The following is a 25,791-nucleotide window of genomic DNA, read 5'->3' as shown; positions in this document are numbered from 1 at the left end:
TTTGCAATCAGCTTGGCCACGGCAGTTAATGCCCAGAGCGGGTTCCAATGTAATGAGCACGGTGCAATCGTTACAATTGCAGATGGCACCGTATATTATTTGGGCAAAAACTGTGATGCAGCCCAAAAAGGCGGGGGCACCGGGAAATGGTGGCTAGCTGCGTCGGCACTTGTTGTCGACATTGGCGGACAACCTGTTCGACTTCCATTCGAAATTGATTGCGATCTGCCAGCTTGCTGGTTGGATAGCTGAAAGAGAATAGTGTTGGAGCGTATTTAATGCGATCCACCTTAACAAATGGTCCGAATTTCCGCGACCACCTCTGAGACAGTCGGTTTGCTGGATTCCCACTCGCGGATCAGGTTCGTGCATCTTCGCAAGCCGCGACCGCAGGATTTGGTGGTTTAATACGCTTGCGATGCAAGTGACTTTAAGGGGAAATCGCTGCCAAATGTGTCTCGAGGTGGTTATTTATATGGTATGCCGAAATTTTTTGGGATTTATCTATTTAAAATCAATATATTGAATGAATGATATGGATGATCTTCCGTCCGCTACCAAATCATCTCAACACTTTGCAAATGATGATCTTATGGCTTTTGCCATGGCTGTTCTAACAGTCTTGCGCGGCGTCGTGTTGGCCTGCTTAATGGGCGGTGCTAGGACAGTAGGCGATGATACCTGACGCGGCGGCCAGCCAGTTTTCGCCGCAACAAGGCCGCCATGACGGCGACCTGATACTTAACGATAAAAAAGCGACTGCCCGTTGTGGAACACCTGTACCTTTTCAGGGACTGCGGTAAGGCGGATTGAGGTGCCGCGTACATTGTTGTGCACGCCGGGAAGCTTGCCAATCACGGCATTGCCCGCGTCCTGTTCTTCAAAATATAGCAAAGTGACTTCGCCCAGTGCTTCGGTGAAATTCACGACACCTTCGAACAGGAAATCACCAGACGTCCTGACAAGATCCTCTGGCCGAACCCCGACGTTCACGCGGATGCCCTTGTCGTTCTTGTCAGTTTTCACCGCAGAAACCGCCGTGCCGCCGCCGTCAAGTTTCACTGTTGTTTGCGCACCGGTCTTGACCACCTCGCCCGGCAGGAGGTTCATTGCAGGAGAGCCAATGAACTGGGCCACAAATTCGTTTTCGGGACGCTCATACAAATCCAACGGCGTGCCAACCTGGGCGATGCCCTTGTCAGCCAAAACAACAATGCGACTGGCAAGGGTCATTGCCTCGACCTGATCATGGGTCACATAAATCATCGTTGAATCTGGCATCTGCTCTTTAAGTTGGGCAATTTCAATGCGAGTCGCGACACGCAGCGCCGCATCGAGGTTCGACAGCGGTTCGTCAAACAAATAGACCTTTGGGTCACGCACAATCGAACGGCCGATTGCAACGCGCTGGCGTTGACCGCCAGACAATGCCTTGGGCAGGCGGTCCAGATATTCGGTCAGTTGCAGCTTGTCCGCCGCGCGCTTGATCGCCGCATCAATGTCCGCAGGGCTTTTCTTGGCAAGCTTCAGCGCAAAGGCCATGTTGTCCCGCACAGTCATGTGCGGATAAAGAGCGTAGGATTGGAATACCATCGCAATGCCACGTTCGGACGGGGGCACATTGTTGACCACTTGACCGTCAATTTCCAACGTCCCGCCAGAGATCTTTTCCAGACCTGCAATCATCCGCAGCAGGGTGGATTTGCCGCACCCTGATGGCCCCACAAACACGATGAGTTCGCCTGTGGTGATATCCAGATTGATGTTCTTGAGGACTTCGACGTTGCCATAGGTCTTGGCAACTTGGGTCAACTTGAGATTGGCCATTTACGTTTCCTTTTGATCAATGGATCGTTTGCTGATGCATGCCTGCCAAGGGGCAAGGGCAATTGTCCCGCCTTTATCCGTGTCGGCAGTATCCATATCGGGGGCCAGATTGGCCCAGTTACCTGTGGGCAGGTCAACGGTCGCCGGGGCATCGGAGAGATTGAAAGCACAGAACACCTCTTCGCCATCCAACATGCGCGAAAAACTCAGGACGTCGTCTTTGACTGTCAGATTTGATAACGTTCCTTTGGCCAGCACGGCGTTTGATTGACGCAAGCCAATGGCCTTTCGATAATGGTGCAACATTGCCGAGGGGTCTGCCTCTTGCGCGGCAACAGAGAGGTTCAGATGCTCAGGGCTGACCGGCAGCCATGGCTTGCCAGTGGTGAACCCGCCGTTTTGATTGGACAGCTCCCAGGCCATGGGGCTGCGACAGCCGTCGCGGCCTTTGAATTCCGGCCAGAATTCAATGCCATAGGGATCTTGCAGGTCCTCGAATGCGATGTCGGCTTCGGGCAGGCCCAATTCTTCACCTTGGTACAGGCAGACGGACCCGCGCAGGCACATCAGCATTGTCACAAACAGGCGTTGTGCTGCGGGGGACAGTGCCCACCGGCTGGCATGGCGCATCACGTCATGGTTTGAAAACGCCCAGCAGGCCCACCCGTCGGCGGCAACATCCGCGACCTTGGCGAACACTTCCGCGATCCGTTCCGCAGTTGGTTTTTCCTTAGCCAAAAGCTCGAAAGCATAGCACATGTGAACAAACTCATCGCCACTTGTGTACTGGCCCAAAATCTCCAGCCCGTACTGTGCATCACCGACTTCGCCCACCGCGGCCTTACCGGGATATTCATCCAGCAGCGCGCGGAAGCGGCGCAAAAAGGCGAGGTTCTCGGGTTGGTTCTTGGAATAGATATGTTGCTGGTGGTTGTACGGATTGACCGACGGCGCGATGTTGGCATTGCGTTTTTCAGGAGGCAGGGCGGGGTTATCGCGCAGCTGCTTGTCGGCAAAGTAAAAGTTGATGGTATCAAGCCGAAATCCATCTACGCCCCGGTCCAGCCAGAAACGGGTTGCATCCAGCAGGGCATCTTGCACTGCGGGTGTGTGCAAATTTAGATCCGGCTGACTGCTCAGAAAATTATGCAGGTAATACTGTTCGCGCCGGGGGTCCCAGTGCCACGCCGGCCCACCGAAGATCGACAGCCAATTGTTCGGGGCTGTTCCATCGGGTTTGGGATCAGCCCAGACATACCAATCTGCCTTGTCGTTTTCACGGTCTAGTCGGCTTTGTGCGAACCAAGGATGTTGGTCGGATGAATGCGACAGCACCAGGTCGATCATCACTTTGACGCCGTGATCATGCGCGGTGGCAATCATTTCATCGAGATCGGTCAGTTTGCCAAACATCGGATCGACATCACAGTAATCGCTTACGTCATACCCGAAATCCTTCATCGGAGAGGTAAAGAATGGCGAAATCCAAATCGCATCCACTCCAAGTGATGCGATATAGGGCAGGCGTTGCACGATGCCTTTGAGGTCGCCAATACCGTCACCATCGCTGTCCTGAAAACTGCGTGGGTAGATCTGATAGATGACCGCGCCACGCCACCAGTCTTGATCGACCACGGCTGATTCAACGGTGTTTGGTTTTACAGTCATGTTCATCCGCATGTCTTTCGCTTACTTGACGGATCCGGCCAGCAGGCCCCGGACCAGATATTTTTGCATGGCAAAGAAAACCGCCAACGGCACGGCGATTGAGACAAAGGCCGATGTCGCCAGAATTTCCCAATTGCCGCCACGGGTGCCCAACAGCTCAACGATTTGTTTGGTCATCACCGTGGTTTCCCCGGTTGAATCGATCAGGAACACCAGCGAGACAAGCAGGTCATTCCACGTCCAGAGGAACTGAAAAATCGCAAAAGAGGCGAGGGCCGGAAAGGACAGGGGCAGGATGATTTTCACAAAAACCTGAAAATCAGTTGCACCGTCCACGCGTGCGTTCTCGATGATATCGCGGGGCAGGCCCACCATGTAGTTGCGCAACAGATAAATCGCCAGCGGCAGGCCAAACCCGGTGTGTGCCAGCCAAACGCCAAGATAACCCTTGCCGATGCCAACCTCGTTGTGCAGCTTCAAAAGCGGGATCAGCGCCAATTGTAACGGCACCACCAAAAGCCCAACCACAGCGGCGATCAGCAGCGCACGGCCCGGAAAATCCATCCAGGCCAACGCATAAGCGGCAAAGGCCGCAATCAGGATCGGGATGATCGTCGCCGGAATCGTTACTGTCAGCGTGTTGAAGAATGCCTTTGCCATGCCTTCCCGATTGGTTGGGTCAAACAGCACTTTTTGATAGTTTTCCAAGGTGAATTCCGGGGGCGTCTTGGCGGTCACAAATACCCGTGTGCCCCTGCTGCCCGTGAATTCTTCGGCGTTTTCCATACGGTAGTCGCCGTTGGCCTGAACCGTGACCGTACCACCTTTGTTAAGCTCGGCCGTATCTCCTGCGACGTAGGTGTCGATCTCGCGGGACGACAGGCCCCACGCGGATATCTCTGCATCGCTGGTCGCGCCAAAGAGATTCCCTTCAATCACATACACGCCGTCCATCAAGAGCTGCGTTTCGGGGTCTGCGGAGCGCAAGGTCAGGTTCTGTTCCGATGGAAACATGGAGTTCCACCAGCCCGATGTTGCAATCTGGTCGGACGTGCGAAAAGATGACACCAACAAACCGACAGTCGGAAAGAGCCACAACATGACCAGCACGGCAACCGAGATGTGAACGGCCCATGTCAGGCCCGATTTTGTTCCTGCAATATTATCCATTGTTCCGCACCTCCCTCAGCGCATTTCTTTGCGTGCGCTATAGACGTTCCAGACCAGGATCGGCGTCACCAACAGCATGATCACCATGGCCGATGCCGACCCCACGCCCCAATCATTGGCACGGAACATTTTGTCATACATGTAGTTGGCCAAAACCTGCGTTTCCCACTGCCCATTGGTCATGGCGTAAACGATGTCGAATACCTTGAGCACAACGATGGTGATCGTCGTCCAGACCACAACGATTGTGGGGATGATCTGGGGGGCTTTGATTTTGAAGAACACCTGCATCGGGTTGGCCCCATCCACAATCGCAGCCTCAATCGTTTCTTCCGGAATACCGCGCAGGGCGGCGGACAGGATGACCATGGCAAACCCAGTCTGAATCCAAATCAGAACAGCCATTAGAAAGAATGAATTCCACAGCGGTATCGTCAGCCATTGTTGCGGCTCATCGCCACCAAAGGCCAGATAGATCGCGTTAAGGACACCAATCTGGTCTTGATCAACGGGGCGCGTGTCATAGACCAGCTTCCAGATAACGGCAGCGCCTACAAACGAAATGGCCATCGGCATAAAAATCAGTGATTTTGCAATGTTCCCCCACCGGATGCGGTCAGTCAGCTGTGCTGCCAAAAGCCCGAAGGCCGTCGAAAAAGCAGGTACAATAATCAGCCAGAGGAAGTTGTTCTTAAGGGCCTCCCAAAACTTTGGCTCACCCAGCATTTGAGTATAGTTGGCAAGGCCGACGAACTTATAGCCACCGCCCGGAATACGCTCTGTCACGGACAGGCGGATCGTTTCAAACACCGGGTAGGCAAGGTAGAGCCCAAGGGCGATCATGGCAGGGGCAAGAAACAACCAGGGACGGATCATATTCGCCTGATTGATGTTACGTCCGGCGTTCGGACCTCGCGGCGGGAACAGCACCTTGTCGAGCAACTGATTGGAAAAATAGAAATACCCAACACAGCCACCAACACCGATAAAGATGGTCATCAGACCTTGTAGCGCTGGATGCATGATCCCCTCCCCGAGACTGTCATGAAGTGGTGGAACAATCCGGGGTCATATCGCCCGGATTGTTCGTTTTTGTGCGGCCCGCTTACTTCAGGGCGTCCCAGGAGTTTTGGATTTCGGTCGCAACTTCGGTGGCATCTTTGCCGCCCGCATAGTCAACCATCCCGGTCCAGAACGACCCCGCACCAACACCACCTGGCATCAGGTCAGACCCGTCAAAGCGGAATGTGGTCGCGCCCAACAGGATGTCGTTCATCTTTTTCAAGGTTGGATCGCTGAACACGTTGGTGTCCACGCCCTTGTGTGGCGTCAGAAAGCCTTGGCGTGCCATCCATGTTTCATGCGCGACGGGTTCGCGCAGCCATTCAATCAACGCCTGTGCGCCGGGACTGTCGTTGGTGATGCCCCAAACGGTGCCCGCCCCCAGAACAGGAGAGCCGAGGTCTTTGTCCGCGTAGGCCGGGAAGTAGAAGAAGTCGGCGTCTTCGCCGACAACCGTGCCTTCAGGGAAGAACGCGGGGATAAATGACGCCTGACGGTGCATGTAGCATTGTGGCGGCGAGCTGAATAACCCTTTTGGGCTGTCACGGAAGTCGGTTGATGCGACCGCACCGGCACCACCGGCAACATAGGCGTCATTGCGGGCAAACGCGCCAAATTCTTCAATCGCCGCGACCACCTTTGGATCGTTGAATTTCATTTCGTTTGACACCCAGGCATCATAATCCGCAGGGGATTGTGTGCGCAGCATCATGTCCTCGACCCAATCGGTCGCAGGCCAGCCTGTCGCGCCGCCGGACCCCAGACCGATACACCAAGGCGTGCCGCCATCGGCCACAATCTGATCTGTCAGTGCTTTGAGGTCTTCCATGGAAGTTGGGACTTCGTAACCCGCATCCTCAAAGTTCTCAGGTGAGTACCATACCAAAGATTTTACATCGACTTTGTAGAAAAAGCCGTAAAGCGCCTCTGTGCCATCGGTCCCGGCAAATGTTCCCAGATCGACCCAGGATTGACCGGCCGCATAGTTTTCGCGGACCCAATCGTCGGTGCCAGCGGTCAGGGGCGTCAAGAAACCTGAGGCGGCAAGGTCAGCGGCCAGGCCGGGCTGTGGAAAGACGGCGATGTTTGGGGCCGATCCCGCTTCGGTATCAACGCGAATTTGCTGTTCAAAGCTGTCAGAACCAACATAGCGCACATCTGCGCCCGTGGCTTTTGCAAATTCGGCCAACACGGCTTCGACGTTCACCTGATCTGGGCCAAGCCACGGACCAAAAACTGTCACCTGTTCGCCGGCCAAATGTCCGTCTGCATGGGCCATGCCAGAGGCCAAAGCCAAAGTAGCGGCACCCGCATAAAGTACTCGTTTCATGTGTTCCTCCCAAATTGCGCTGCGCGCAGATTATTTAGTGGCGATTCGGATCTAACCAAAGCGCTTTGGATGGCGAGATAATCACAAGTTGACTGACGTCCGTCAAGAGAAATGTAATGGATATGTATACTGACAAGGCTCAATCTTGTTGTTCAACTCGATGGCAACCCAAAACTTTCCTTTGACCTGATCTTGCGATGTCCGTAAAAAGGGGCAATAACCAAAGCGATTTGGCGGTAAGAGATGAACCTCAAGAGACTGGCAGAAATACTTAATCTATCTCAGACCACGGTCAGCCGGGCGCTAAATGGCTATTCAGATGTAAGCGAGGCCACGCGCACAAGGGTGCAGCAGGCGGCAGAACAGTATGACTACAGGCCCAGCATGCGCGCCAAGAGCCTTGCAACCGGGCGGGCTATGGCCATTGGTCATGTCATCCCGGTCACATCAAGTCATGAAATGGTCAATCCGGTCTTTGGCGACTTTATCGCTGGTGCGGGCGAAACCTATTCCTCACGTGGTTATGATACGCTTCTCAAGCTGGTGCCAGATGGCGATGAAGAACGGGTTTACCGCGACCTGAAATCACGGGGGACAGTGGACGGAATTATCGTTCACGGGCCGCGCATGAATGATCAACGGATCGCACTTTTACATGAAATTGGGTTGCCTTTCGTGGTGCATGGCCGCGCCTCGGACATTGAGGGCGGATATTCGTGGCTGGACGTGAACAACAAAAGTGCGTTTGAACGGGCAACGAAATTCCTGCTTGATCTGGGGCACAGCCGCATCGCTTTGATCAATGGATTGGAAGAGATGGACTTCGCCCATCGCAGGCGAAATGGGTATGTGCAGGCGCTTAAGGATCGGCATATTGACCCGGATCCAGCGCTCATGCGCAGTGAGGAAATGACCGAGATTTATGGCTATCGCTCGGCCCGCGAGATGCTGAGCCTACCAGCTGCGCCAACGGCTTTTTTGACCTCTTCGATGATCTCGGCCATTGGCGTGCGCCGGGCATTGGAAGATGCGGGGCTTAAAATGGGGCGGGATGTGTCGGTCATTACCCATGACGACGATCTGTCGTATCTCAAAAACGGTGAGGGGGTTCCGATCTTTACGGCCACCCGGTCTTCCGTGCGCGATGCAGGTCGCGAATGTGCGAAAATGCTGCTTGATTATATTCAAGATCCTTCGATGGAACCGGTCACGCGTCTTCTCGAGGTGGATTTGACGGTGGGATATTCAACAGAACCGGTATCTCGGCACGCCTTGGTACAGGGGTAAGAAATGCAATTCAAACGCTCAGACTTTCCAGCCGGATTTAAGTTCGGGGCCGCAACGTCCAGTTACCAGATCGAAGGCCACGCGTATGGAGGGGCTGGGAAAACTCACTGGGACAGCTTTGCCGCGACTCCTGGAAATGTTGTGCGTGCGGAAAATGGCGATATCGGCTGTGATCATTATCACCTGTACGAACAGGATCTCGATCTGGTTGCGGCGGCGGGGTTTGATTGTTACCGGTTCTCGACAAGTTGGGCGCGTGTGTTGCCAACGGGTCGCGGTACGCCAAACCCTGAGGGGCTGGATTTTTACGACCGTTTAACAGACGCTATGCTGGAACGCGGGCTGAAACCCTGTGCCACTCTTTATCATTGGGAATTGCCATCACCGCTGGCCGATGTGGGGGGATGGCGGAACCGTGATATTGCCGGGTGGTTTGCCGATTTCACCGAAACCATCATGGGGCGCATTGGCGACCGGATGTACAGCGTGGCCCCAATCAATGAGCCTTGGTGCGTCGGGTGGCTGTCGCATTTTCTGGGCCATCACGCGCCGGGATTGCGCGACATTCGTGCCACGGCACGGGCAATGCATCACGTATTGCTGGCGCATGGTCGTGCAATCCAGACGATGCGCGGACTGGGCATGGAAAACCTTGGTGCGGTCTTTAACATGGAATGGGCCACGCCCGTCGATCAGACGCCGCAAGCCGCGCAGGCGGCAGCGCTTTATGATGGCTATTACAACCGCTTTTTTCTGGAGGGTGTTTTTAAGGGCCGCTATCCGGACAATGTGATGGAAGGGCTGGGCCCACATATGCCGGACGGCTGGCAGGACGATTTCGACACCATTGGATCGCAAGTCGACTGGTGCGGTATCAATTATTACACCCGCAAGATAATCGCCCCCGACGATGGCCCCTGGCCCGGACATCACGAGGTTCCCGGCCCGTTACCCAAAACGCAGATGGCGTGGGAAATATACCCACAAGGGCTGCGTGATTTTCTAATCAGAACTGCGCAGGAATATACTGGTGAATTGCCACTTTATGTTACCGAAAACGGCATGGCTAACGACGATCATTTGGTGGATGGCGTGGTGAATGATCAGGGACGCATTGATTATCTGAACAGCCATGTCGCGGCGGCCAAAGAAGCGATTGCGGCGGGTGTGCCCCTTAGGGGCTACATGGTCTGGTCTTTGATGGACAACTACGAGTGGGCGCTCGGCTATGAAAAGCGGTTTGGCTTGGTACATGTCGATTTTGAAACGCTCCGGCGCACACCAAAGGCGTCTTATATGGCCTTAAAGTCCGCACTTTCAGGTTGAGACGCCAGAATTAGGCCTGATCTGAGCGGTCTAAGCTCAGCCTAAATCACACTTGGCCTGTCCAGATAGTAAATATATGAACATTGTTCAAGGTATGGAATTACCCCGTTTCAATGGCGGCTTTTCTGCACCAGACTGAGCAGTGATAAGAGTTGTGGAAAGGCATTTTTGCGGATGAAGAATTGGACACGCAGGGCGGCATTGCTTGGGTCAGGGGCGGTGTTGGGTGCTCTTGGTTATCGCGGTTTGGCATCGCATAATCCGACATTGGACGGCGCGGGATCGACTGCCACGACAAACCCACCCGGCACGCTTAACGATGCCAGCCTGTTGAGCCAAACGCCCGTTCACAAACATATCATCCTCAAGGATGACCCCGGCGAGACCCTCGTCGCGGCACTTCGGGCCGAGATAAAAGAGGCACGCGAGAATGGTCGCCCGGTCAATGTAAGTGCTGCGCGTCATTCAATGGGCGGTCAGGCGATCCCATTGGACGGTCATGCGATCACGTTTGACAATGGCTTGATCGAGCCAGACACCAGTCAAGGAACATACCGCGCCCACGCCGGGGCCCGCTGGGCGCAGGTGATCAAGGCGATCGATCCGATTGGATATTCGCCCAAGGTCATGCAATCCAACAATGATTTTGGTGTTGCGGCGACTTTCTGTGTGAATGCCCATGGCTGGCCCGTGCCGTTTGGCCCGATGGGATCGACGGTCAAATCCATTGACCTGATCACCCCGGATGGGTCGCTCGTTACCTGTTCGCGTACTGAAAACAGCACGCTCTTTGATCAGAGCATGGGCGGCTACGGCCTGACCGGTGCCATCGTGTCGATGGAGGTCGAAATGGAGCAAAACACCCGGCTCAAACCATCATTCACCGAAATGCCCGCCGAGGATTTTGGGATCGCCTTTATTCAAGCCCTCGAAGATCCCGAAGTCACGATGGCCTACGGACGCCTGAACGTGTCGCGCGCCGAGTTTTTCAAACACGCGCTCATGATCACCTATCGCGCTACCGATGATCAATCTGATCTGCCCGCCGCGTCCGGATCTGGCACAATGTCGAAAATCGCCAGCTATGTGTACCGCGCACAACTGGGCAATGAGCGGATGAAGGACCTGCGCTGGTGGTTTGAAACAGACCTTGGCACATCGCTGGGTGGTGGTGAGACGACGCGCAATTCGTTGATCAATGAGCCGGTGATCACGCTGGATGACCGCGACGACACCCGAACAGATATTTTGCACGAATATTTTGTGGCCCCTGACAGGTTTCCCGATTTTCTGACGCTGTGCCGCGACGTGATCCCGTCGTCATACCAAGAGTTCTTGAACGTCACGCTGCGGTTCATCAATACCGACAAGGAAAGCTGGCTGTCTTATGCCACGGTTCCCCGCATCGCCGCTGTCATGTCGTTTTCTCAGGAAATGACCGCGCGGGCTGAGGCGGACATGGCGCGTATGACCCGCGATCTGGTGGACGGGATCATCGCCATTGGCGGCGCGTACTATCTGCCATATCGCCCACACCCCACCGTTGCGCAACTGGAACGCGCCTATCCCCGCGCTGCTGCATTTGCCGCCGCCAAGCGTGCCCTCGACCCTGACATGATCTTTCGAAACAACCTTTGGGACAGCTATCTGGAGCAGCTATGACCACTTTGCAAAAAATCGCGATCGGCTATTTTCTGGCCCTGATGGGGGCCGCATCGCTGAACTATATTCCCGGTCTGACCGATGCTGAAGGCCGCGCTTTCGGCATCTTTGCCCTCGATATATTTGATGATGCGCTGCATGTCGCCTCGGCGCTTTGGGCGCTGGCCGCTGCTTTGATCTCGCATCGTGCATCGCGGATGTTTCTGTTGATCTTCGGCGCGCTTTATCTGGGCGATGGGGTGTTCGGGTTCTTCACCGGCTATGGTTATCTTGACCTTGGCATCTTCACCAACGCTTCAGAGGGGATGTCGTTCACGATATTCCGTATCCTTGCGAACCTGCCGCATATCGCACTTGGCGGCTTTGCCCTGTTGTCAGTCTGGAAGCTGGACCGCGCATGATCCGTCGACTGGGCAAATGGCTGCTGCGGATTGCGATCAGTGCGGCCTTTTTGATCGCAGCATTGCTTTTGCCTGTGGCGTGGGTCGAATTTGGCTGTCGTGGCGACACGGTCGAAAACAGCTATACGTCCCTTTTGCCCCCGGAACATCACCGGGCAGAGGCGCGTACATTGCTGACCTATCCCGAATGGCACATCGTGCACGCCTATGACGATTATGCGCGGGTGATCCAAACGGACGATCCGCATGATTTCGGCTATTTTCGCGCCGTGCGCACCTATTGGTCGTCGCTTTGTGCCTTGAAGAAACAGGCAGCGTCACATTGGGGTGTGGATGGCGAAACGAAACAGCTGGTCTATGTGATCGGTGTCAGCTTTACCGCCGAACTGGCGTTAAAAGCTGCATATGAAGAAACCATAGGACGCGTTTTCACCCTTTTGCGTGGGTCAGTACACGCACCGCTGGATGATCTGTCTGCAAGCCAGGCCGCCGATTACGCTGCATTTTTGCAGCAAGTGCCGTGGTACAAATGGGATTTCGACGGTGATCGTTCCGCGCTATATCTTGCCGCGACGGATGCCTTGCGTGACCGTGAACGCCGCTTTGCGCTGGGCGCTGAATATGGGGCCAAAGCCGCCTATGCGGGGGTGATTTCTGCGGCTGTTGCCGCGACGGGTGCCGATGAATTGACCCTGCGGATGATTGTCACAGGGCCTGACCTTCGTTTCCTGAACGGCTTGGAGGGCATTGCCGTCATCGGGCGAACCGACAAGGGTACGGAAATCGAAACGATCCGGTACCGTGCGTTGACGCGGCTCTTGGCGGTTATGGCAGGACGCGGTGTGGATGTTGTTGAAATGGCAGGCAATGACGACATCATGCTGACTGTAATTTCCGACCAAGCCATAATGAACGGTGCAATTTTCAGCTTTGCACGGCAAGGATACAGGGATTATCGGCATTTGTTATTGGTCAAGCTGCCGGACCTGATGGATCAGTTGCGCGCGATTGCGGCGGGTCCCGCGCAATTGGAATATGTGCATGATTACTAAGATTGTCCTGACAGGCTTTGCCGTTGTGATTGGATGGCTCGCTGTTTTGGCAGGTGTCATGCTGGTATCCGACGCGGCACCTGCTGCATTGGTCATGTTCCCTGACCCCACGTTTCTGAACGACCTGCCACAAGGGGTGGCGATCCTGTCTCAGAACGCGGTCAGCGTGACTTTGATCAGCGAAATGAGCGGGTTTGGTGCGGCACTCTACCGCGCAGGCGCAATTGTCGTCCTACCGGCAGGACTTTTGGGGTGCGTGCCCTTGACTTCCTGAGCCTCAAAAGGTGTACCTGCCACGAGAAATTTCAGCCCTCGAAGGGGACCCGCCATGCACGCCTATCGCAGCCAAACCTGTGCCGAATTGACCAAGGAAAACGTGGGCGACACCGTCCGCCTGTCGGGTTGGGTTCACCGTGTGCGCGACCACGGTGGCGTTCTGTTTCTTGACCTGCGCGACCATTATGGCATCACCCAGGTGATCTGCGATGCCGACAGCCCAGCCTTTGTCGAGCTTGAAAAGGCGCGGTCCGAATGGTGCATCCGCGTCGACGGCACCGTCAAGGCACGCGACGAAAGTCTGGTGAACCCCAAGCTTCCCACCGGGGCGATCGAAGTTTACGCCAGCGATATCGAAGTGTTGGGTGCGGCGGCCGAGCTGCCGTTGCAGGTCTTTGGTGATCAGGAATATCCAGAGGAAACGCGCCTGCGTTATCGCTATCTCGATCTGCGCCGCGAAAAGATGCAGGCGAATATGGTCCTGCGGTCTGACGTTGTCGCCTCTATGCGCAAGCGGATGTGGGATGCAAAGTTCCGCGAATTCCAGACCCCGATCATCACCGCCAGCAGCCCTGAAGGCGCGCGTGACTTTCTGGTGCCTTCGCGCCTGCATCCCGGTAAATTCTATGCGCTGCCGCAAGCCCCTCAGCAGTTCAAACAATTGCTGATGGTCAGCGGCTTTGACAAATATTTCCAGATTGCGCCCTGTTTCCGGGACGAAGACCCACGCGCCGACCGCTCGCCCACTGACTTTTACCAGCTTGATCTTGAGATGAGCTTTGTTACCCAGCAGGACGTGTTTGACACGATCCAGCCGGTCATTGGCGGTATCTTTGAAGAGTTCGGCGGCGGCCGTAAAGTGGATCAGGATTGGCCACAGATTTCTTACAAGGACGCGGCCCTTTGGTATGGCTCGGATAAACCAGACCTGCGCAACCCGATCAAAATGCAGGTTGTCAGCGACCATTTCGCAGGGTCCGGGTTTGCGATCTTTGCAAAGCTGTTGGAGCAAGAAGGCACCGAAATTCGTGCCATTCCCGCACCCACGGGTGGCAGCCGCAAGTTCTGTGACCGGATGAATGCCTTTGCGCAAAAAGAAGGGCTGCCCGGCATGGGCTATATCTTTTGGCGTGAAAAGACAGCAGATGCAGTGGCACAGGAACTGGGCATCAGCGTCAAAGAGGCGCAAGCCAAGCTGAAATCCGGTGAGGTCGAAGGCGGCATGGAGGCAGCAGGGCCTTTGGCCAAGAACATTGGCCCTGAACGTACCGAAGCCATCCGCGAACAGCTTGGTCTGAATGTGGGTGATGCGGCGTTCTTTCTTGGTGGCAAGCCAAAAGCGTTTGAAGGCGTTGCTGGCCGGGCACGCAATGTCATTGGTGAAGACCTGGGCCTGACCGATAAAAACCGCTTTGCCTTTGCGTGGATTGTCGATTTCCCGATCTATGAAAAGGACGAGGAAACCGGCAAGATTGATTTTGAACACAACCCGTTTTCCATGCCACAGGGCGGGATGGACGCATTGCAGGGTGATCCGCTTGAGGTGCTTGGGTATCAATACGACCTGGCATGCAACGGGTATGAGTTGGTGTCCGGCGCGATCCGAAACCACAAGCCGGAGATTATGTTCAAGGCCTTTGAAATAGCAGGCTACGGTGAAGAGGAAGTGCGCAAGCGCTTCGGTGGGATGGTTAACGCATTCCAATACGGTGCGCCGCCCCACGGCGGATGTGCGGCTGGGATCGACCGGATTGTGATGTTGCTTGCCGATGCGGATAACATTCGCGAGGTCATTCTGTTTCCGATGAACCAACGCGCCGAAGACCTGATGATGAACGCACCAAGTGATCCGAGCACCGATCAATTGATGGAATTGGGTCTGCGGGTGATCCCACAGGAATAAGCAAGAAGGGCCGCGGTGAAGCGGCCCTTTTTTTGTTAGTCTTCCAGACTGTCTTTGCGTTTTTTGTCGATCAATCCGCGTTCTTCTTTTTTTCGCGCCTCGAAACGCGCGCCGTACCCTTCGATTTCGCTGGCGTCGATTACTTCTTGGGCCCGTTTGAAGACATCTTTTTCTTCTTCTTCCATGTGATGTTCGTAATCATGCTTCAGCGTTTTGAACCGGGTCAGCCAGCCGGAAGATGACATATCCATTTCGTGCAATTCTTCCATGATATCATCAAGTTGCTGGTGCTCATGAACAGAATGGCGCGCAGCATCCTGGCCCCAGGTCTTAGAAATCAGTTTGGAATAGAATGTTTCTTCTTCTGCTGCGGCGTGAGATTTTACATCGTGGTAAAAACTGTCCCATGCTTCTCGGCGCTCTTTGCTGTCGCCGCTGGTCTCAGCGATCTGATCCAGCAGTTTGCGATGTTTGTCATGGTCGTCTTTGATGGCGTCATAAATTGATGGCATGCGGTTTCCTTTCAGCTGCGTTGCTGGAAAACGCCTTCCTCTTTGATCGGTTCCATCATACGGAGGACAATGGCCAGGAATTTAGCACCCACTGCAAATCAGAATTGAAAATATGGGAAGTGGAAGCGCCGGACGCTTGATATTCGGCTAGGGCGCGCAGGCAGTGTTTTAGGTGTCGCTTATGTCAGCTACGAAATAATTGCCCATGTTTGCTACAAGGCCGCCGTCACCGGCGTGAAATGATGCGATGATTACAATGGCAAGTCCGACAAGGGATGCGGTCAGCACAATCCAATCAACTCTAAAGTCACAGTATGCTTCTTTGCAGAAACGCAGCATTTCGGGACCAGACATCGTTATTCCACTTCGACACGAACCCCCGTTCCCATTTGATAGAGGATTGCCATAAAATATGGCACCAATTGGGAAGCGGCGTGCCAGAACTCTGACTTTTTAGATTGGCGTGATCGGATGAATAGGGCTTGGCGGTCTCGGGGCATGCCCCTAACGTGATGTTATGAATAGGAATACAACATCTGACCGCCCAGTTGGCGCGCCCGTACGGGACTGGACGCCGCCAGCCATGCCGTCTGGCGAAATCCTGAACGGGCGCTACGCCCGTTTGGAACCACTGACGGCTGAGAAACACGCGGCCTTGTTGTTTCGCAGCTTTGATGGCCATGACCATATTTGGGATTACATGGCGGACGGGCCGTATTCGTCCGCGTCGCAGTACCACCGCTGGGTCCGAGATAATGCGGGGCTTTCTGATCCACTTTTTTACGCCATCCGCAATCTTGAGACCGATTGCTGGGAAGGGGTTGCAAGTTATCTGCGCATTGCACCCAAAAGCGGTTCTATCGAGGTTGGTAGCATCAGTTACAGCCCTGCATTGCAACGGACGCGTGCCGCGACCGAGGCGATGTATCTGATGATGAAATGGGCATTTGAGGCTGGATACCGTCGCTATGAGTGGAAATGCAACGCGCTCAACGCACCTTCGCGGCGGGCCGCACAGCGACTGGGCCTCAGTTTTGAGGGGGTGTTTCGACAGGCGCTGGTGATCAAGGGTCGCAATCGTGACACCGCCTGGTTTGCCGCCATCGACAAAGAATGGCCCGCGCTGAGGGAGGCCTTTGAAGCCTGGCTGTCACCCAGTAATTTTACTCCGGAAGGGGTTCAGATTGAACGCTTGGGTGATTTGACAGGACTGGTGCGGGCGACAAGCGACCCAACGCTTTAAACTCCACATCTGCTCGTGCTGCTCGGTGTAGTCAAATAGCGATTTTTTGGGCCAACCTGTTTTGGATCATTCCAGCGATTGCCGCCGCTTCAGAGCCTGATGGCTGGCCAAGCGCGCGTTTGGTGGCGAGCGCCTGCGCCGCTTGTTCAAGGCCTTCGTCGCGGGCGGAACGGGCAACGCCGCTTAGAAATTGTGCCACGTAATCCAATGCGTGTTCATCAGGCGGGTCGTCCAGCACATCGGCAATATGGGCTATGTCATCCTGATAGGCGATCTTGTCGGGAACGACCAATTCATCAGTGATTTCGCGGGGGCCTGTGGGGCGGCGGTCCGCGGGCAACAGGGCTAGAATACATTCTTGAAACGTCGCGATTGACGTTATGGGTTTGGCCAGAAATCCATCTGCACCCGCCGCCAATGCATCACCCTCAAGATGGCCGTCACCGGACATTGCCAAAATGGCTTCTACGCGTGGTTGGCATTCCGTTAATTCAGCAATCAGATCGACACCATTCCCATCCGGCAACCCCAGATCCACGATGACAACCGACGGGCGATAGACCTGCAAATGTCGCCGGGCAGAGCGCAGGCAATCCGCACGCCTGATCCGCGCACCCGAGCGCAGGCAGAGCAATCGCATCGCCTCGCAAGCAAATCGGCTGTCTTCGACAACCAGAATTGTAAGCCCAAGCAAGGGGCGCGCAGCGGTGGGCGCGGGGATGTTCGCCGCAAACGGGTCTATGGTATCCATCAAAGCCTCCAACATCTTTTAACGGACCCATGGTTACGCGGTGTTGGCTAACAGCAGGTTAATGTGACGCATTGCCCTTGGTGGCTCTGCTCGCCATAAGCAGCTTTGCAAAACAACGGAGCATTATGATGATCGGACGCCTTAATCATGTGGCCATCGCCGTGCCAGACCTTGACGCGGCAGCAGACCAATACCGCAACGCGCTGGGTGCGAAAGTTGGCGCGCCGCAGGACGAACCAGACCACGGCGTCACGGTGATCTTTATCGAATTGCCCAATACCAAGATCGAATTGCTCTATCCTTTGGGTGAAAACAGCCCAATCCAAGGGTTTCTGGAAAAGAACCCGTCGGGTGGTATTCATCACATCTGCTATGAAGTCGACGATATTATTGCCGCCCGTGATCATCTGAAATCAACGGGTGCGCGTGTATTGGGGACGGGCGAACCCAGAATTGGCGCGCATGGCAAGCCGGTGCTTTTCCTGCATCCCAAGGATTTCAACGGTGCCTTGGTCGAGTTGGAAGAGGTTTAGGGTATGGGTGTCGTCTCTGGTCTCGTTTTGTTTGCAATCATCTGGTTCATGACATTCTTTGTTGCGTTGCCGATCCGGGTGCAGACCCAAGGCGATCTAAAGGACGTGGTGCCGGGGACCCATGCGGGCGCGCCGGAACATCATCACCTTAAGAAAAAGGCGCTGTGGACCACGTTTGTCGCGGTGATTCTGTGGTGCATTATCGCGGGGATCATCCTGTCTGGCTGGATCAGCGTGGACGATATTGAGCGTTGGCTTCACCCTGTGGCAACAAGTGGAACAAGTGGGTAAACGTCGCAGCCCCCAAAATCGGGATCAGCAAGTTCAAAAGCGGTACAGACAGCGGCATCGCCATTAGAATACCGGCCAGCCAGATGGTGCCAAAGTTCTCGCGCCGCAACGCCTTGGCGCGTTTGCGCCCGACCCGTCGGATCGCGGCCATCGTGTAGTATTCACGGCCAAGCAAAAATCCGTTCAGCGCCCAGAAAATGAATATCGCGGCTGGGGCAAAAAGCAGGTAAAGCACAATCGCGAGCAGGTTTGCCCCGATCAGCACGCCCAGAAAATTCACCGTATCACGCAGGGCATCGCCAAAGGATGTCCGGTGTGCAGGCGGCAGATCGGGATAGTGTACGCCCTCAACCGCATCCGCGACGTCATCCAGAAACATCGACGTGATGGCAGAGGCAACCGGCACCATCAAAAAGATCGACAGGAAGGCCAGCAGAAATGCGGCCCCCCATGAAAGCAGGTCATTCAACCATCTGACTTCGCCCAAAACAGGCAGCCACGCCTCTTCCGGGGTGACCCACTCGATAAACCACGAAAACCCGGCAGTCGCGCCGATCAACAGCGCCAAGGACAGGCCAATACCGATCAAAAACACCCGGCGAAACTGTGCGTCTGACAATTGTCCCACCGCCAAGCCAAAAGATTGCAATATCACTGAGATACCCATGATGTGATGCTTTCGAGGTCTGGACGGGGGCGTTCGGGCGGGTGCGATGTTTCGGTGCCGATATGAATGATCCCGGCAATGCGTTCGTGATCCTCAAGCGCCAGACCGTCCCGCATGAACCCGCGATCATGCGCGGGCCAACCGCTGAGCCAATTGGCCCCCCATCCGGCGGCAAGGGATGCGTTCAGAAGTGAAAGGCAGACCGCCCCAGCAGAGTAGGTTTGTTCCAAAGGGGGAATTTTCTCGGACGGTTTTTGCACTTCGACTACAACCACCGCCAAATTACCCTGATCAAATTGATTGCGGCCTTTTTCGATCTGTTCAGCTGCGTGACCCAGTGCCGCACCACGGGTTTCCACAACGCCAGCCAGCCGCGCCATTGCGCCGCGTTCCAGAACGATAAACCGCCAAGGTTCCAATTTTCCGTGGTCCGGGGTTCGAGCCGCAGCGGTCAGCAATAGCAGTAAAGCGCCACGGTCAGGGACCGGTAATCCCAACGTTTTGGCAGGGCGCGACCGGCGGGTTTGCAAAAACAGCAAGGCATCAGGATTGGGGTCAGGCATGGGATATCTCAGTGGTTCAGTTGATTTGCCATATCGTCAATTGACTGCCGCAGGAAGGCATCAAAAGCGGGTGTCGGTTGCCGGTTGTCATGCGCAACGGCAAGTGGATCACCGGCATCAATCGCACTGCCCGCCAAAGTCGCGATTGTTGCATGTCCGCAAAATGGCACATAGGCCTCGGAATAACCGCCCTCATGCACCAAAACCAATTTTCCATCACATAGGCGTTCAGCGGTCTGTTTGATCCGTTTGGTCATCTGCGCAAAGGTTTTCACCGTGGCTTGCATCCGCGCCAGCGGGTCAATGATTGCGGCGTCAAAGCCGCAGGCGACAATGATCATATCAGGCTTGAATGCTTCAATCGCGGGGATCACGATGCGGTCCATTGCGTGCAGATAGGCGGTGTGGCCAGACCCTGCATGCATCGGCAGGTTGATGTTGTATCCATCGCCCGCACCCTTACCCCGGTCAGCCAAAGCGCCGGTATCAAGGGGATAATTCCCCTCTTGGTGCAGCGAAATCGTCAGGACGTCATCACGGTCATAATAGATCGCTTCGGTCCCGTTGCCGTGGTGCACATCCCAATCCAGGACGGCCACGCGCTTGGCCATCCCTTTGGCCTGCGCCGCTTCAATCGCGATCGCGATATTGGCCAAGAGGCAGAAACCGTTGGGAAAATCAGGCAGGCAATGATGCCCCGGTGGCCGGCAGAGCGCATAGGCGTTATGCAGCTCACCGCTCGCGACGGCATCCACGGCGGCAACAGCCAGACCTGCAGACAGGGCTGCAATTTCGTACCCCCCCTGGGCAAAAGGCGTGCGGAGGCCCAGTTCGCCGCCGCCCCCATCTGACAGGCGTTTGAATTCATCCAGATAGGACGCAGGGTGCACCCGCTCCAGCGCCTCACGAGGAGCCATTTCAGCGCTGCACACGTCCAGATCGCGGATCAATCCGGTGACGTCCATCAGGTTCTTCAATCGCCGCTTGGTCTCGGGGTTTTCTGGCAGGCCTCCTGCGGCCAAGGGCTGCACCAGACCACCGATGGGCATGGTAAAGGTGTAATTGCCGCCCGCGTGCCAAAAGCACTTCTCGTCCCAGAAAAAACCCGTTGCCATGATGGGGTGCCCTTTGTTGCTTGCTGAGGAAACTGGCCCAGAGGGGGATGATTGTCCATGGCCCCAAATGGCGTCGGTATAACGTCGGTTTTTCTGCCGGTGCACCTATGTCCTAAGAAGCTTCGGCCAGCAGCGCGGGAATATCGAGCCGATCATTCATCATGGCGAGGTTTCCGTCCGCATCCCGCGGCCAGTCGGCGGGCGCGCGATCTCGGTAAAGCTCGACACCATTTTGATCTGGATCGCGCAGATAGATCGCCTCGCTGACGCCATGATCTGCCGCCCCGTCCAAAGGGATACCTGCATCCAAAACGCGCCCAAGAACCGTCGCGAGGCTGGCGCGATCAGGATACAGGAACGCCGCGTGATAAAGCCCGGTGTGCCCTGAGGGCGGTGGCGTGGCACCGGCACTGTCCCATGTGTTCAGACCGATATGATGGTGGTACCCCCCGGCACCCAGAAACGCAGCTTGTTTGCCGTACTGCTGTGTCACCTCAAAGCCGAGGACATCGCGGTAAAAAGCAATTGCGCGGTCAAGGTCAGAGACCCTGAGGTGCACGTGACCGACTTGAGGATGGGCAGAGGTCATAACAAATTCCTTTCGATGATCCGGCAAAAGATGCCCCTGGGTGCGCAATCTGTCGAGTCGCACAGATGCAGGTCTCATGTGCAATGCTGCAAGGTTCAGTCAGCGGCAAAGCCCCTGTCAAGCGCGCGCCACCCGGCAAGGGCCAGCATCAGTGCCCCAACTGCGGCCGTCAGAAACGGTGCAGTCAGTGCGGCGTCGCGCGCCAGCGTGCCTTCGGCAATGCGCACGATAAGACCGGAAAGCAGCAATCCAACAGGCATCATGCCCCACGCCAGCAACCGATAGAGACTGTTGACCCGACCAAGCAGGGCATCGGGTATCTTGCGTTGGCGGTAAGACACGGAAACGGTGTTCCAGACCAGCCCGGTAAATTCAAACGCTGCAAGAACAACGGCGAGTGCAATCGGGCCGGGCGCATAGGCGATGCCGAGAAAGGCCGGGAAGGATGCGAGCAACATCCACTGGGCTGTCCGCTTTGGCCCAAGTCGGGTGATGACCGCATCGCCCCACCAACCGCCGGCAATGCCGCCCAGTGCCCCGGCGGCCAGGATCAGACCATAGGCGCGGGCATCAAGACCCAGATTTTCCTGCACATGCAGGACCAGGGCAATCATCACCATCTGAAACAATAGGTTCCACACCCCGGTGATCCACGCCAGCGACCGAAGCAATTGCGCGCCCCAGAGAAATTGAAACCCCTCTTTCAATTCACGCCGCCAATTGCGCGTCTGGGTTGGCGCAGGCTGAAACTGCCCTGCGATGCCCAGTACAAGAAAAACGGAAGCGACATAGGCAAGCGCCCCGACGGCGAAGGGCAGCGGCAAGGCTGCGGCAATCAAAAACGCCCCCAATGCGGGGCCGAGCAATGCGTTGCCGACCAGTTCGACGCTCCACAGCCTGCCGTTGGCTTTTTCCAAACGGTCCTGTGGCACCAGCGCGGGCAACATGGTCTGCGCCGCATTGTCTCGGAACACTTCGGCAATGCCGACAATCGTGGCAGCGGAAAGGATGGCGATATAAAGACCGGGTTGGGTCAGCGCTGTTGTCGGCGGTGCCAGCGGCACAGCAGTCCAGATTGCAACAGCCGCAAAGGCAAATGCCACACCGCGCAGCATGTCCATGCGCAGGATCAGCAATCGGCGGTCGACGCGGTCGGTGATGACGCCCGCCGGGATGGCGAAAAAAAACCAAGGGAGCCGCAGCGCGACGGCGACCAGCGCGATCAAAAGCGGGTCACGTGTCAGCAGGGAGGCCAGCCATGCCCATGCCACAGTCGCTATGCCATCTGCTAGGTTGGTCAGGCCAGATGCAGCGACAAAACGGGCGAAAGCGGTTGTGGTCATGGCGGAGGATTTTCCAAACGGTTCAACCCGATTTGGCTGATCATTCGGAGCGGAGGTCAAGGGGGAAAGCGCCAGAGATGTTTGGAAATTCTTGCGGGATGATGGGGCGATCAATCGTCATCCAAGGTCGGCTTTGAGCCCACACTGTGAATTCAGTTTTCTCGCTGCGTGCGCTCGCAGAGACATCGTCGCTGCGATCCCGCGAAAACTGCCGCTACAGCGCGGCGAGATAAACCGCCGTTCAGGCAAGGCACAGCGCGACGATAGCAATAATGGTGCAGATTTCGGACAGAGAAAATCGCTCTCAAAGGAGCTATCCGGTGGTCGGCAGACCTTAGACTTCACCCAACGTTTGGTATGGTTTGTACTTCAATTCTCAGGCCATTACGTCTTTCAGAATTACTATCTTGTTTTTACCGAAAACGCTTGCACAGGGTCAAATCGCTGTCGATAAACACCGAACCATGTTTGACGCTTCACTTGCCCGGGATACCAAGACCGCAAAGGCCGTTCTTGAAACACCTATTCGCAATGGCCTCGATCATGCCTTTTCGGCGATGACAGATAGCAATACATAAAGGCAGACTACAAAAGATAGTAAGTCTGAGATCGTTCACAATCCGAAGCGGCTGTAGGCCTCGTTGGGCACCTCGTGACGCTGCATTTCGCAGCGAATTTTGTTGTCAAACCAGGCCTCGATTTCAGCATTGCGAACAGGACTATCCTGCTTTGGATCGTCGTTCAGATCGTAAAGACGGGTATGGGTCTCTGCAAACCCCCCGCCTTGCATCGGCGGCCGCTTGGCATCCTTGAGCGCGGGAACCTTCAGGAGCGGTGCACCCTTGGTGAAGTCAAATCCGCGCACCAATTCAGCGTGCTCCAACTCGCGAACCTCAAACAGGCTCGTCGAATGCATCGGCATCAATGTATATTCGAAAATCGGCTGATCTTCCATGTCCTCTGGGTAAAGGAAATAGGTGTGATTGCCGTCAGTCGCATTAATCGCCCCGCCAAAGACGCCGAACAACGCAAGATCACGGATCTCCTCAGCCTCTCCGTTCAAAAGCGGCAACATCGATTTGCCTTGCGTGTGTTCGCAGGCCTCCAAGTCAAACAGGTCCAACAGCGTCGGCGACAGATCAATGGCTTGCGTTAGGGCTGAGACCCGAGTGTCCCATGAATCAGGCTTGCGGGCGTCATGGATCATCAAAGGAATATGCGCGATCTCGTTAAAGAACGGCATGCGCAGCTTGCCCCACCATTCATGCTCACCCAACATGAACCCGTGATCCGTGGTCAACACGATCGACGTGTCCTCCCACATGTCATTGGCATCGAGGTAATCCATCAAACGGCCAAGCTGTTGGTCACAAAACGCCACAAGCGCCCCATAGTTCGCGCGTACTTCCGCGATCTCATCGGCAGTGTCGTCGGACGAATTTCGATATTGTGGCCATGTGTAAATCGGACCAGTGTAATCGGCCCTAAATTTCTCGCGAAAGCTTTCGGGTGCGGCAAAAGGTTCGTGCGGATCAAAACATTCAAGCTGTAAAAACCAACCATCTTCTTTGCCGTTCATATCAAGGAAGTTCAGCGCCGCGTCAAAACATTGATGGATTGGGAAATCCTTGTCGGCCTTGAGCGTTGTCTCGTTGATCATACCCTGCACACGTTGGGTCGAGCGCGCGCCACCAAACTGGCGTTCGTGATACATTTCGCGAAACCGCTCCATAGGAGGTTTGACCATCGCCACCCATGCGTCGCTTTCCTGTCCACGGATGAAATCGTAAGTATTGAAGCGGTTGTGATACGTGGCACCGCCGTCTTCGAAGTAGTGATTATGATCGGACGTGAGATGCGTATAGACCCCATTTTCCCGCATCTTGACCACAAAGCTGTCGTCAAAAGGCTCTAACGGCCCCCAACTGCGGTGCAGGAAATTCAGACGCCCGGTGTGCATATCGCGACGCGCAGGCATACAAGGCATGGATCCAATATAGTGCTTGTCAAAAACGGTACATTTTTCCGCGAGCCTGTCGAAGTTTGGTGTGTCAATGGATCCGCCATAAGTGCCAAGCGCAGAGCGGTTGAGTGAGTCAAATAGAACGAAGATTGTGCGCATGATTTTAGGCCCTTTGACATCTTTGGTCTCAAATGGAGGCGTGGCGAGCCCATGCCCGCCACACCATCTTTGATCTACTCTGCAGCTGCAAAATCAATGACGGATTGGGCAAAACCGGCCGGCCATGCCTCTCCGTCAAAGGTTTCGATGACAGAGGCCTGCACGGATGCAATGAAGGCTGCCTTCTCTTCATCGGTCAGCTCGACAATGGTCATGCCTTGTTCCTGAAGTTGCTCGATGAGCCCCGCTTCCATTTCCATCCCCAGCTCTTGGGCGTAATCCATGGCTTCGGTCAGCGCACGCGTGACGGCTTCTTGGTCCTCCGCTGACAACTTTTGCCAGCTTGCTTCATTTACGACGACTGGCGCACTGGCGATCTGGTGATCAGTCCGCACCAAAGTGTCCTGCACCTCATAGAACTTATTCGCCCAGATTGTCGGCAGCGGATTTTCTTGCCCATCGACAACATTTTGGCTCAGCGCTTGGAACAGCTCGGGGAACGGAACTGGTGTTGGGTTTGCACCCAGACCGGACACCACGGCCAAAGCCATCGGGTTTGGCACCGCGCGCAGCTTGATTCCTGCCATATCGGCTGGGCTGCGTGGCTGAATACCGTTGAGCGTTACGTTTCGCACGCCTTGATAGCTGTTGCCGATGATCCGAAGCTGCGCTTCGTCAAGAAGGCGCGCATTCCACTCCCCGCCGAATTCCGGCGCCGCGACCAAACGCAGATGATCGTCATAGCTGTCAAAGAAATAGCCCGCCAGAAACACAGACATTTCCGGTACCACATCAGACAGGATCGGGTAGCTTGGCTTACCCAAGTCGATGGCACCTGTCAGCAACTGGTTGAACATCTCGCGGTCGTTGCCCAAATGGCCGCTATCGAACAACTCGATCGCAACGCGGCCATCGGTATAATCCGGGACCAACTCGGCAAATCGGGCGAAACCCATGCCGCGTGGCTCGTTTGGTTTGTCGACGTAGCCGAGCTTGAGCGTGATATCTTGCGCAAAGGCCTGCGGCACGGCGACCGACATGGCCAGAACTGCGCTGATTGCGATTTTTTTCAGAAACATGGTTTCCTCCCTATTTTTA

At 55.4% G+C, this 25,791-nt stretch carries 24 protein-coding genes; 10 read left to right on the top strand and 14 right to left on the bottom strand.

Going from position 1 to position 25,791, the window contains the following annotated elements:
* Positions 1 to 741: 741 nt before the first annotated feature.
* The 5 genes from C1J02_RS01665 to C1J02_RS01645 form a co-directional block, all read right to left on the bottom strand.
* A complete protein-coding gene (locus tag C1J02_RS01665; protein WP_114876851.1) occupies positions 742 to 1,827 on the bottom strand; it encodes an ABC transporter ATP-binding protein in 1,086 nt (361 codons plus the stop codon).
* Complete coding sequence (locus C1J02_RS01660) at positions 1,828 to 3,495, bottom strand: alpha-glucosidase (protein WP_114880311.1); 1,668 nt, start codon at positions 3,493 to 3,495, stop codon at positions 1,828 to 1,830.
* Positions 3,496 to 3,516: 21 nt separating this feature from the next.
* Positions 3,517 to 4,665, bottom strand: a complete 1,149-nt coding sequence (locus tag C1J02_RS01655; RefSeq protein WP_114876850.1) for a carbohydrate ABC transporter permease — start codon at positions 4,663 to 4,665, stop codon at positions 3,517 to 3,519.
* A 15-nt stretch (positions 4,666 to 4,680) separates the two neighbouring features.
* Positions 4,681 to 5,688: a carbohydrate ABC transporter permease gene (locus tag C1J02_RS01650; RefSeq protein WP_114876849.1), complete on the bottom strand. Its 1,008-nt coding sequence runs from the start codon at positions 5,686 to 5,688 to the stop codon at positions 4,681 to 4,683.
* An 82-nt stretch (positions 5,689 to 5,770) separates the two neighbouring features.
* A complete protein-coding gene (locus C1J02_RS01645) occupies positions 5,771 to 7,057 on the bottom strand; it encodes an ABC transporter substrate-binding protein (RefSeq protein WP_114876848.1) in 1,287 nt (428 codons plus the stop codon).
* Positions 7,058 to 7,300: 243 nt separating this feature from the next.
* On the opposite strand from C1J02_RS01645, the gene C1J02_RS01640 reads away from it, so the two are divergent.
* From C1J02_RS01640 to aspS, 7 genes are all read left to right on the top strand, one after another.
* A complete protein-coding gene (locus C1J02_RS01640; protein WP_114876847.1) occupies positions 7,301 to 8,344 on the top strand; it encodes a substrate-binding domain-containing protein in 1,044 nt (347 codons plus the stop codon).
* A 3-nt stretch (positions 8,345 to 8,347) separates the two neighbouring features.
* On the top strand, positions 8,348 to 9,670 hold the full coding sequence (locus C1J02_RS01635) for a GH1 family beta-glucosidase (RefSeq protein WP_114876846.1): 1,323 nt from the start codon (positions 8,348 to 8,350) through the stop codon (positions 9,668 to 9,670).
* Positions 9,671 to 9,844: 174 nt separating this feature from the next.
* The gene (locus C1J02_RS01630) at positions 9,845 to 11,332 is read left to right on the top strand and encodes an FAD-dependent oxidoreductase (protein ID WP_114876845.1); all 1,488 of its coding nucleotides are present in this window, start codon (positions 9,845 to 9,847) and stop codon (positions 11,330 to 11,332) included.
* On the top strand, positions 11,329 to 11,733 hold the full coding sequence (locus tag C1J02_RS01625) for a DUF4383 domain-containing protein (protein ID WP_114876844.1): 405 nt from the start codon (positions 11,329 to 11,331) through the stop codon (positions 11,731 to 11,733). The genes C1J02_RS01630 and C1J02_RS01625 overlap by 4 nt, the downstream gene beginning before the upstream one ends.
* The gene (locus tag C1J02_RS01620) at positions 11,730 to 12,785 is read left to right on the top strand and encodes a hypothetical protein (protein ID WP_254693182.1); all 1,056 of its coding nucleotides are present in this window, start codon (positions 11,730 to 11,732) and stop codon (positions 12,783 to 12,785) included. Before C1J02_RS01625 ends, C1J02_RS01620 begins: the two co-directional genes overlap by 4 nt.
* Entirely contained in the window at positions 12,775 to 13,059 is a 285-nt protein-coding gene (locus C1J02_RS01615; RefSeq protein ID WP_114876843.1) for a hypothetical protein, read from the top strand. Before C1J02_RS01620 ends, C1J02_RS01615 begins: the two co-directional genes overlap by 11 nt.
* 54 nt (positions 13,060 to 13,113) lie before the next feature.
* A complete protein-coding gene (gene aspS, locus C1J02_RS01610) occupies positions 13,114 to 14,964 on the top strand; it encodes an aspartate--tRNA ligase (protein WP_114876842.1) in 1,851 nt (616 codons plus the stop codon).
* Between the two features lie 35 nt (positions 14,965 to 14,999).
* On the opposite strand, the gene C1J02_RS01605 is transcribed toward aspS, so the two are convergent.
* Entirely contained in the window at positions 15,000 to 15,476 is a 477-nt protein-coding gene (locus tag C1J02_RS01605) for a hemerythrin domain-containing protein (protein ID WP_114876841.1), read from the bottom strand.
* A 517-nt stretch (positions 15,477 to 15,993) separates the two neighbouring features.
* Here C1J02_RS01605 and C1J02_RS01595 point away from each other — a divergent pair.
* The gene (locus tag C1J02_RS01595; RefSeq protein ID WP_114876839.1) at positions 15,994 to 16,719 is read left to right on the top strand and encodes a GNAT family N-acetyltransferase; all 726 of its coding nucleotides are present in this window, start codon (positions 15,994 to 15,996) and stop codon (positions 16,717 to 16,719) included.
* 31 nt (positions 16,720 to 16,750) lie between these two features.
* On the opposite strand, the gene C1J02_RS01590 is transcribed toward C1J02_RS01595, so the two are convergent.
* A complete protein-coding gene (locus C1J02_RS01590; protein WP_114880309.1) occupies positions 16,751 to 17,470 on the bottom strand; it encodes a response regulator in 720 nt (239 codons plus the stop codon).
* A gap of 128 nt (positions 17,471 to 17,598) precedes the next feature.
* Here C1J02_RS01590 and mce point away from each other — a divergent pair, with 128 nt between their 5' ends.
* Entirely contained in the window at positions 17,599 to 18,003 is a 405-nt protein-coding gene (gene mce / locus C1J02_RS01585) for a methylmalonyl-CoA epimerase (protein ID WP_114880308.1), read from the top strand.
* Positions 18,004 to 18,006: 3 nt separating this feature from the next.
* Complete coding sequence (locus C1J02_RS01580; RefSeq protein WP_114876838.1) at positions 18,007 to 18,294, top strand: DUF1467 family protein; 288 nt, start codon at positions 18,007 to 18,009, stop codon at positions 18,292 to 18,294.
* Here C1J02_RS01580 and C1J02_RS01575 read toward each other — a convergent pair.
* From C1J02_RS01575 to C1J02_RS01545, 7 genes are all read right to left on the bottom strand, one after another.
* The gene (locus tag C1J02_RS01575) at positions 18,233 to 18,961 is read right to left on the bottom strand and encodes an EI24 domain-containing protein (protein ID WP_114876837.1); all 729 of its coding nucleotides are present in this window, start codon (positions 18,959 to 18,961) and stop codon (positions 18,233 to 18,235) included. The genes C1J02_RS01580 and C1J02_RS01575 overlap by 62 nt on opposite strands.
* Positions 18,946 to 19,524 (bottom strand): nitroreductase family protein, encoded by a 579-nt coding sequence (locus tag C1J02_RS01570; RefSeq protein WP_114876836.1) that lies wholly within the window; start codon positions 19,522 to 19,524, stop codon positions 18,946 to 18,948. Before C1J02_RS01570 ends, C1J02_RS01575 begins: the two co-directional genes overlap by 16 nt.
* An 8-nt stretch (positions 19,525 to 19,532) precedes the next feature.
* Positions 19,533 to 20,639, bottom strand: a complete 1,107-nt coding sequence (locus C1J02_RS01565; RefSeq protein ID WP_114876835.1) for a class II histone deacetylase — start codon at positions 20,637 to 20,639, stop codon at positions 19,533 to 19,535.
* Positions 20,640 to 20,751: 112 nt separating this feature from the next.
* A complete protein-coding gene (locus C1J02_RS01560; protein WP_114880307.1) occupies positions 20,752 to 21,228 on the bottom strand; it encodes a VOC family protein in 477 nt (158 codons plus the stop codon).
* A gap of 95 nt (positions 21,229 to 21,323) precedes the next feature.
* Positions 21,324 to 22,571, bottom strand: coding sequence for an MFS transporter (locus C1J02_RS01555; RefSeq protein ID WP_114876834.1), 1,248 nt, complete (start codon positions 22,569 to 22,571; stop codon positions 21,324 to 21,326).
* A gap of 613 nt (positions 22,572 to 23,184) precedes the next feature.
* Positions 23,185 to 24,693 carry a sulfatase gene (locus tag C1J02_RS01550; protein ID WP_114876833.1) on the bottom strand — a complete coding sequence of 503 codons (1,509 nt, stop codon included), beginning with the start codon at positions 24,691 to 24,693 and terminating at the stop codon, positions 23,185 to 23,187.
* A gap of 74 nt (positions 24,694 to 24,767) precedes the next feature.
* Positions 24,768 to 25,772 carry a TRAP transporter substrate-binding protein gene (locus tag C1J02_RS01545; protein ID WP_114876832.1) on the bottom strand — a complete coding sequence of 335 codons (1,005 nt, stop codon included), beginning with the start codon at positions 25,770 to 25,772 and terminating at the stop codon, positions 24,768 to 24,770.
* Positions 25,773 to 25,791: the final 19 nt, after the last annotated feature.

Source organism: Sulfitobacter sp. SK011, assembly GCF_003352065.1.
In the GTDB taxonomy this organism is placed as follows: domain Bacteria; phylum Pseudomonadota; class Alphaproteobacteria; order Rhodobacterales; family Rhodobacteraceae; genus Sulfitobacter.
This window is presented reverse-complemented; position numbering and strand designations above follow the sequence as displayed.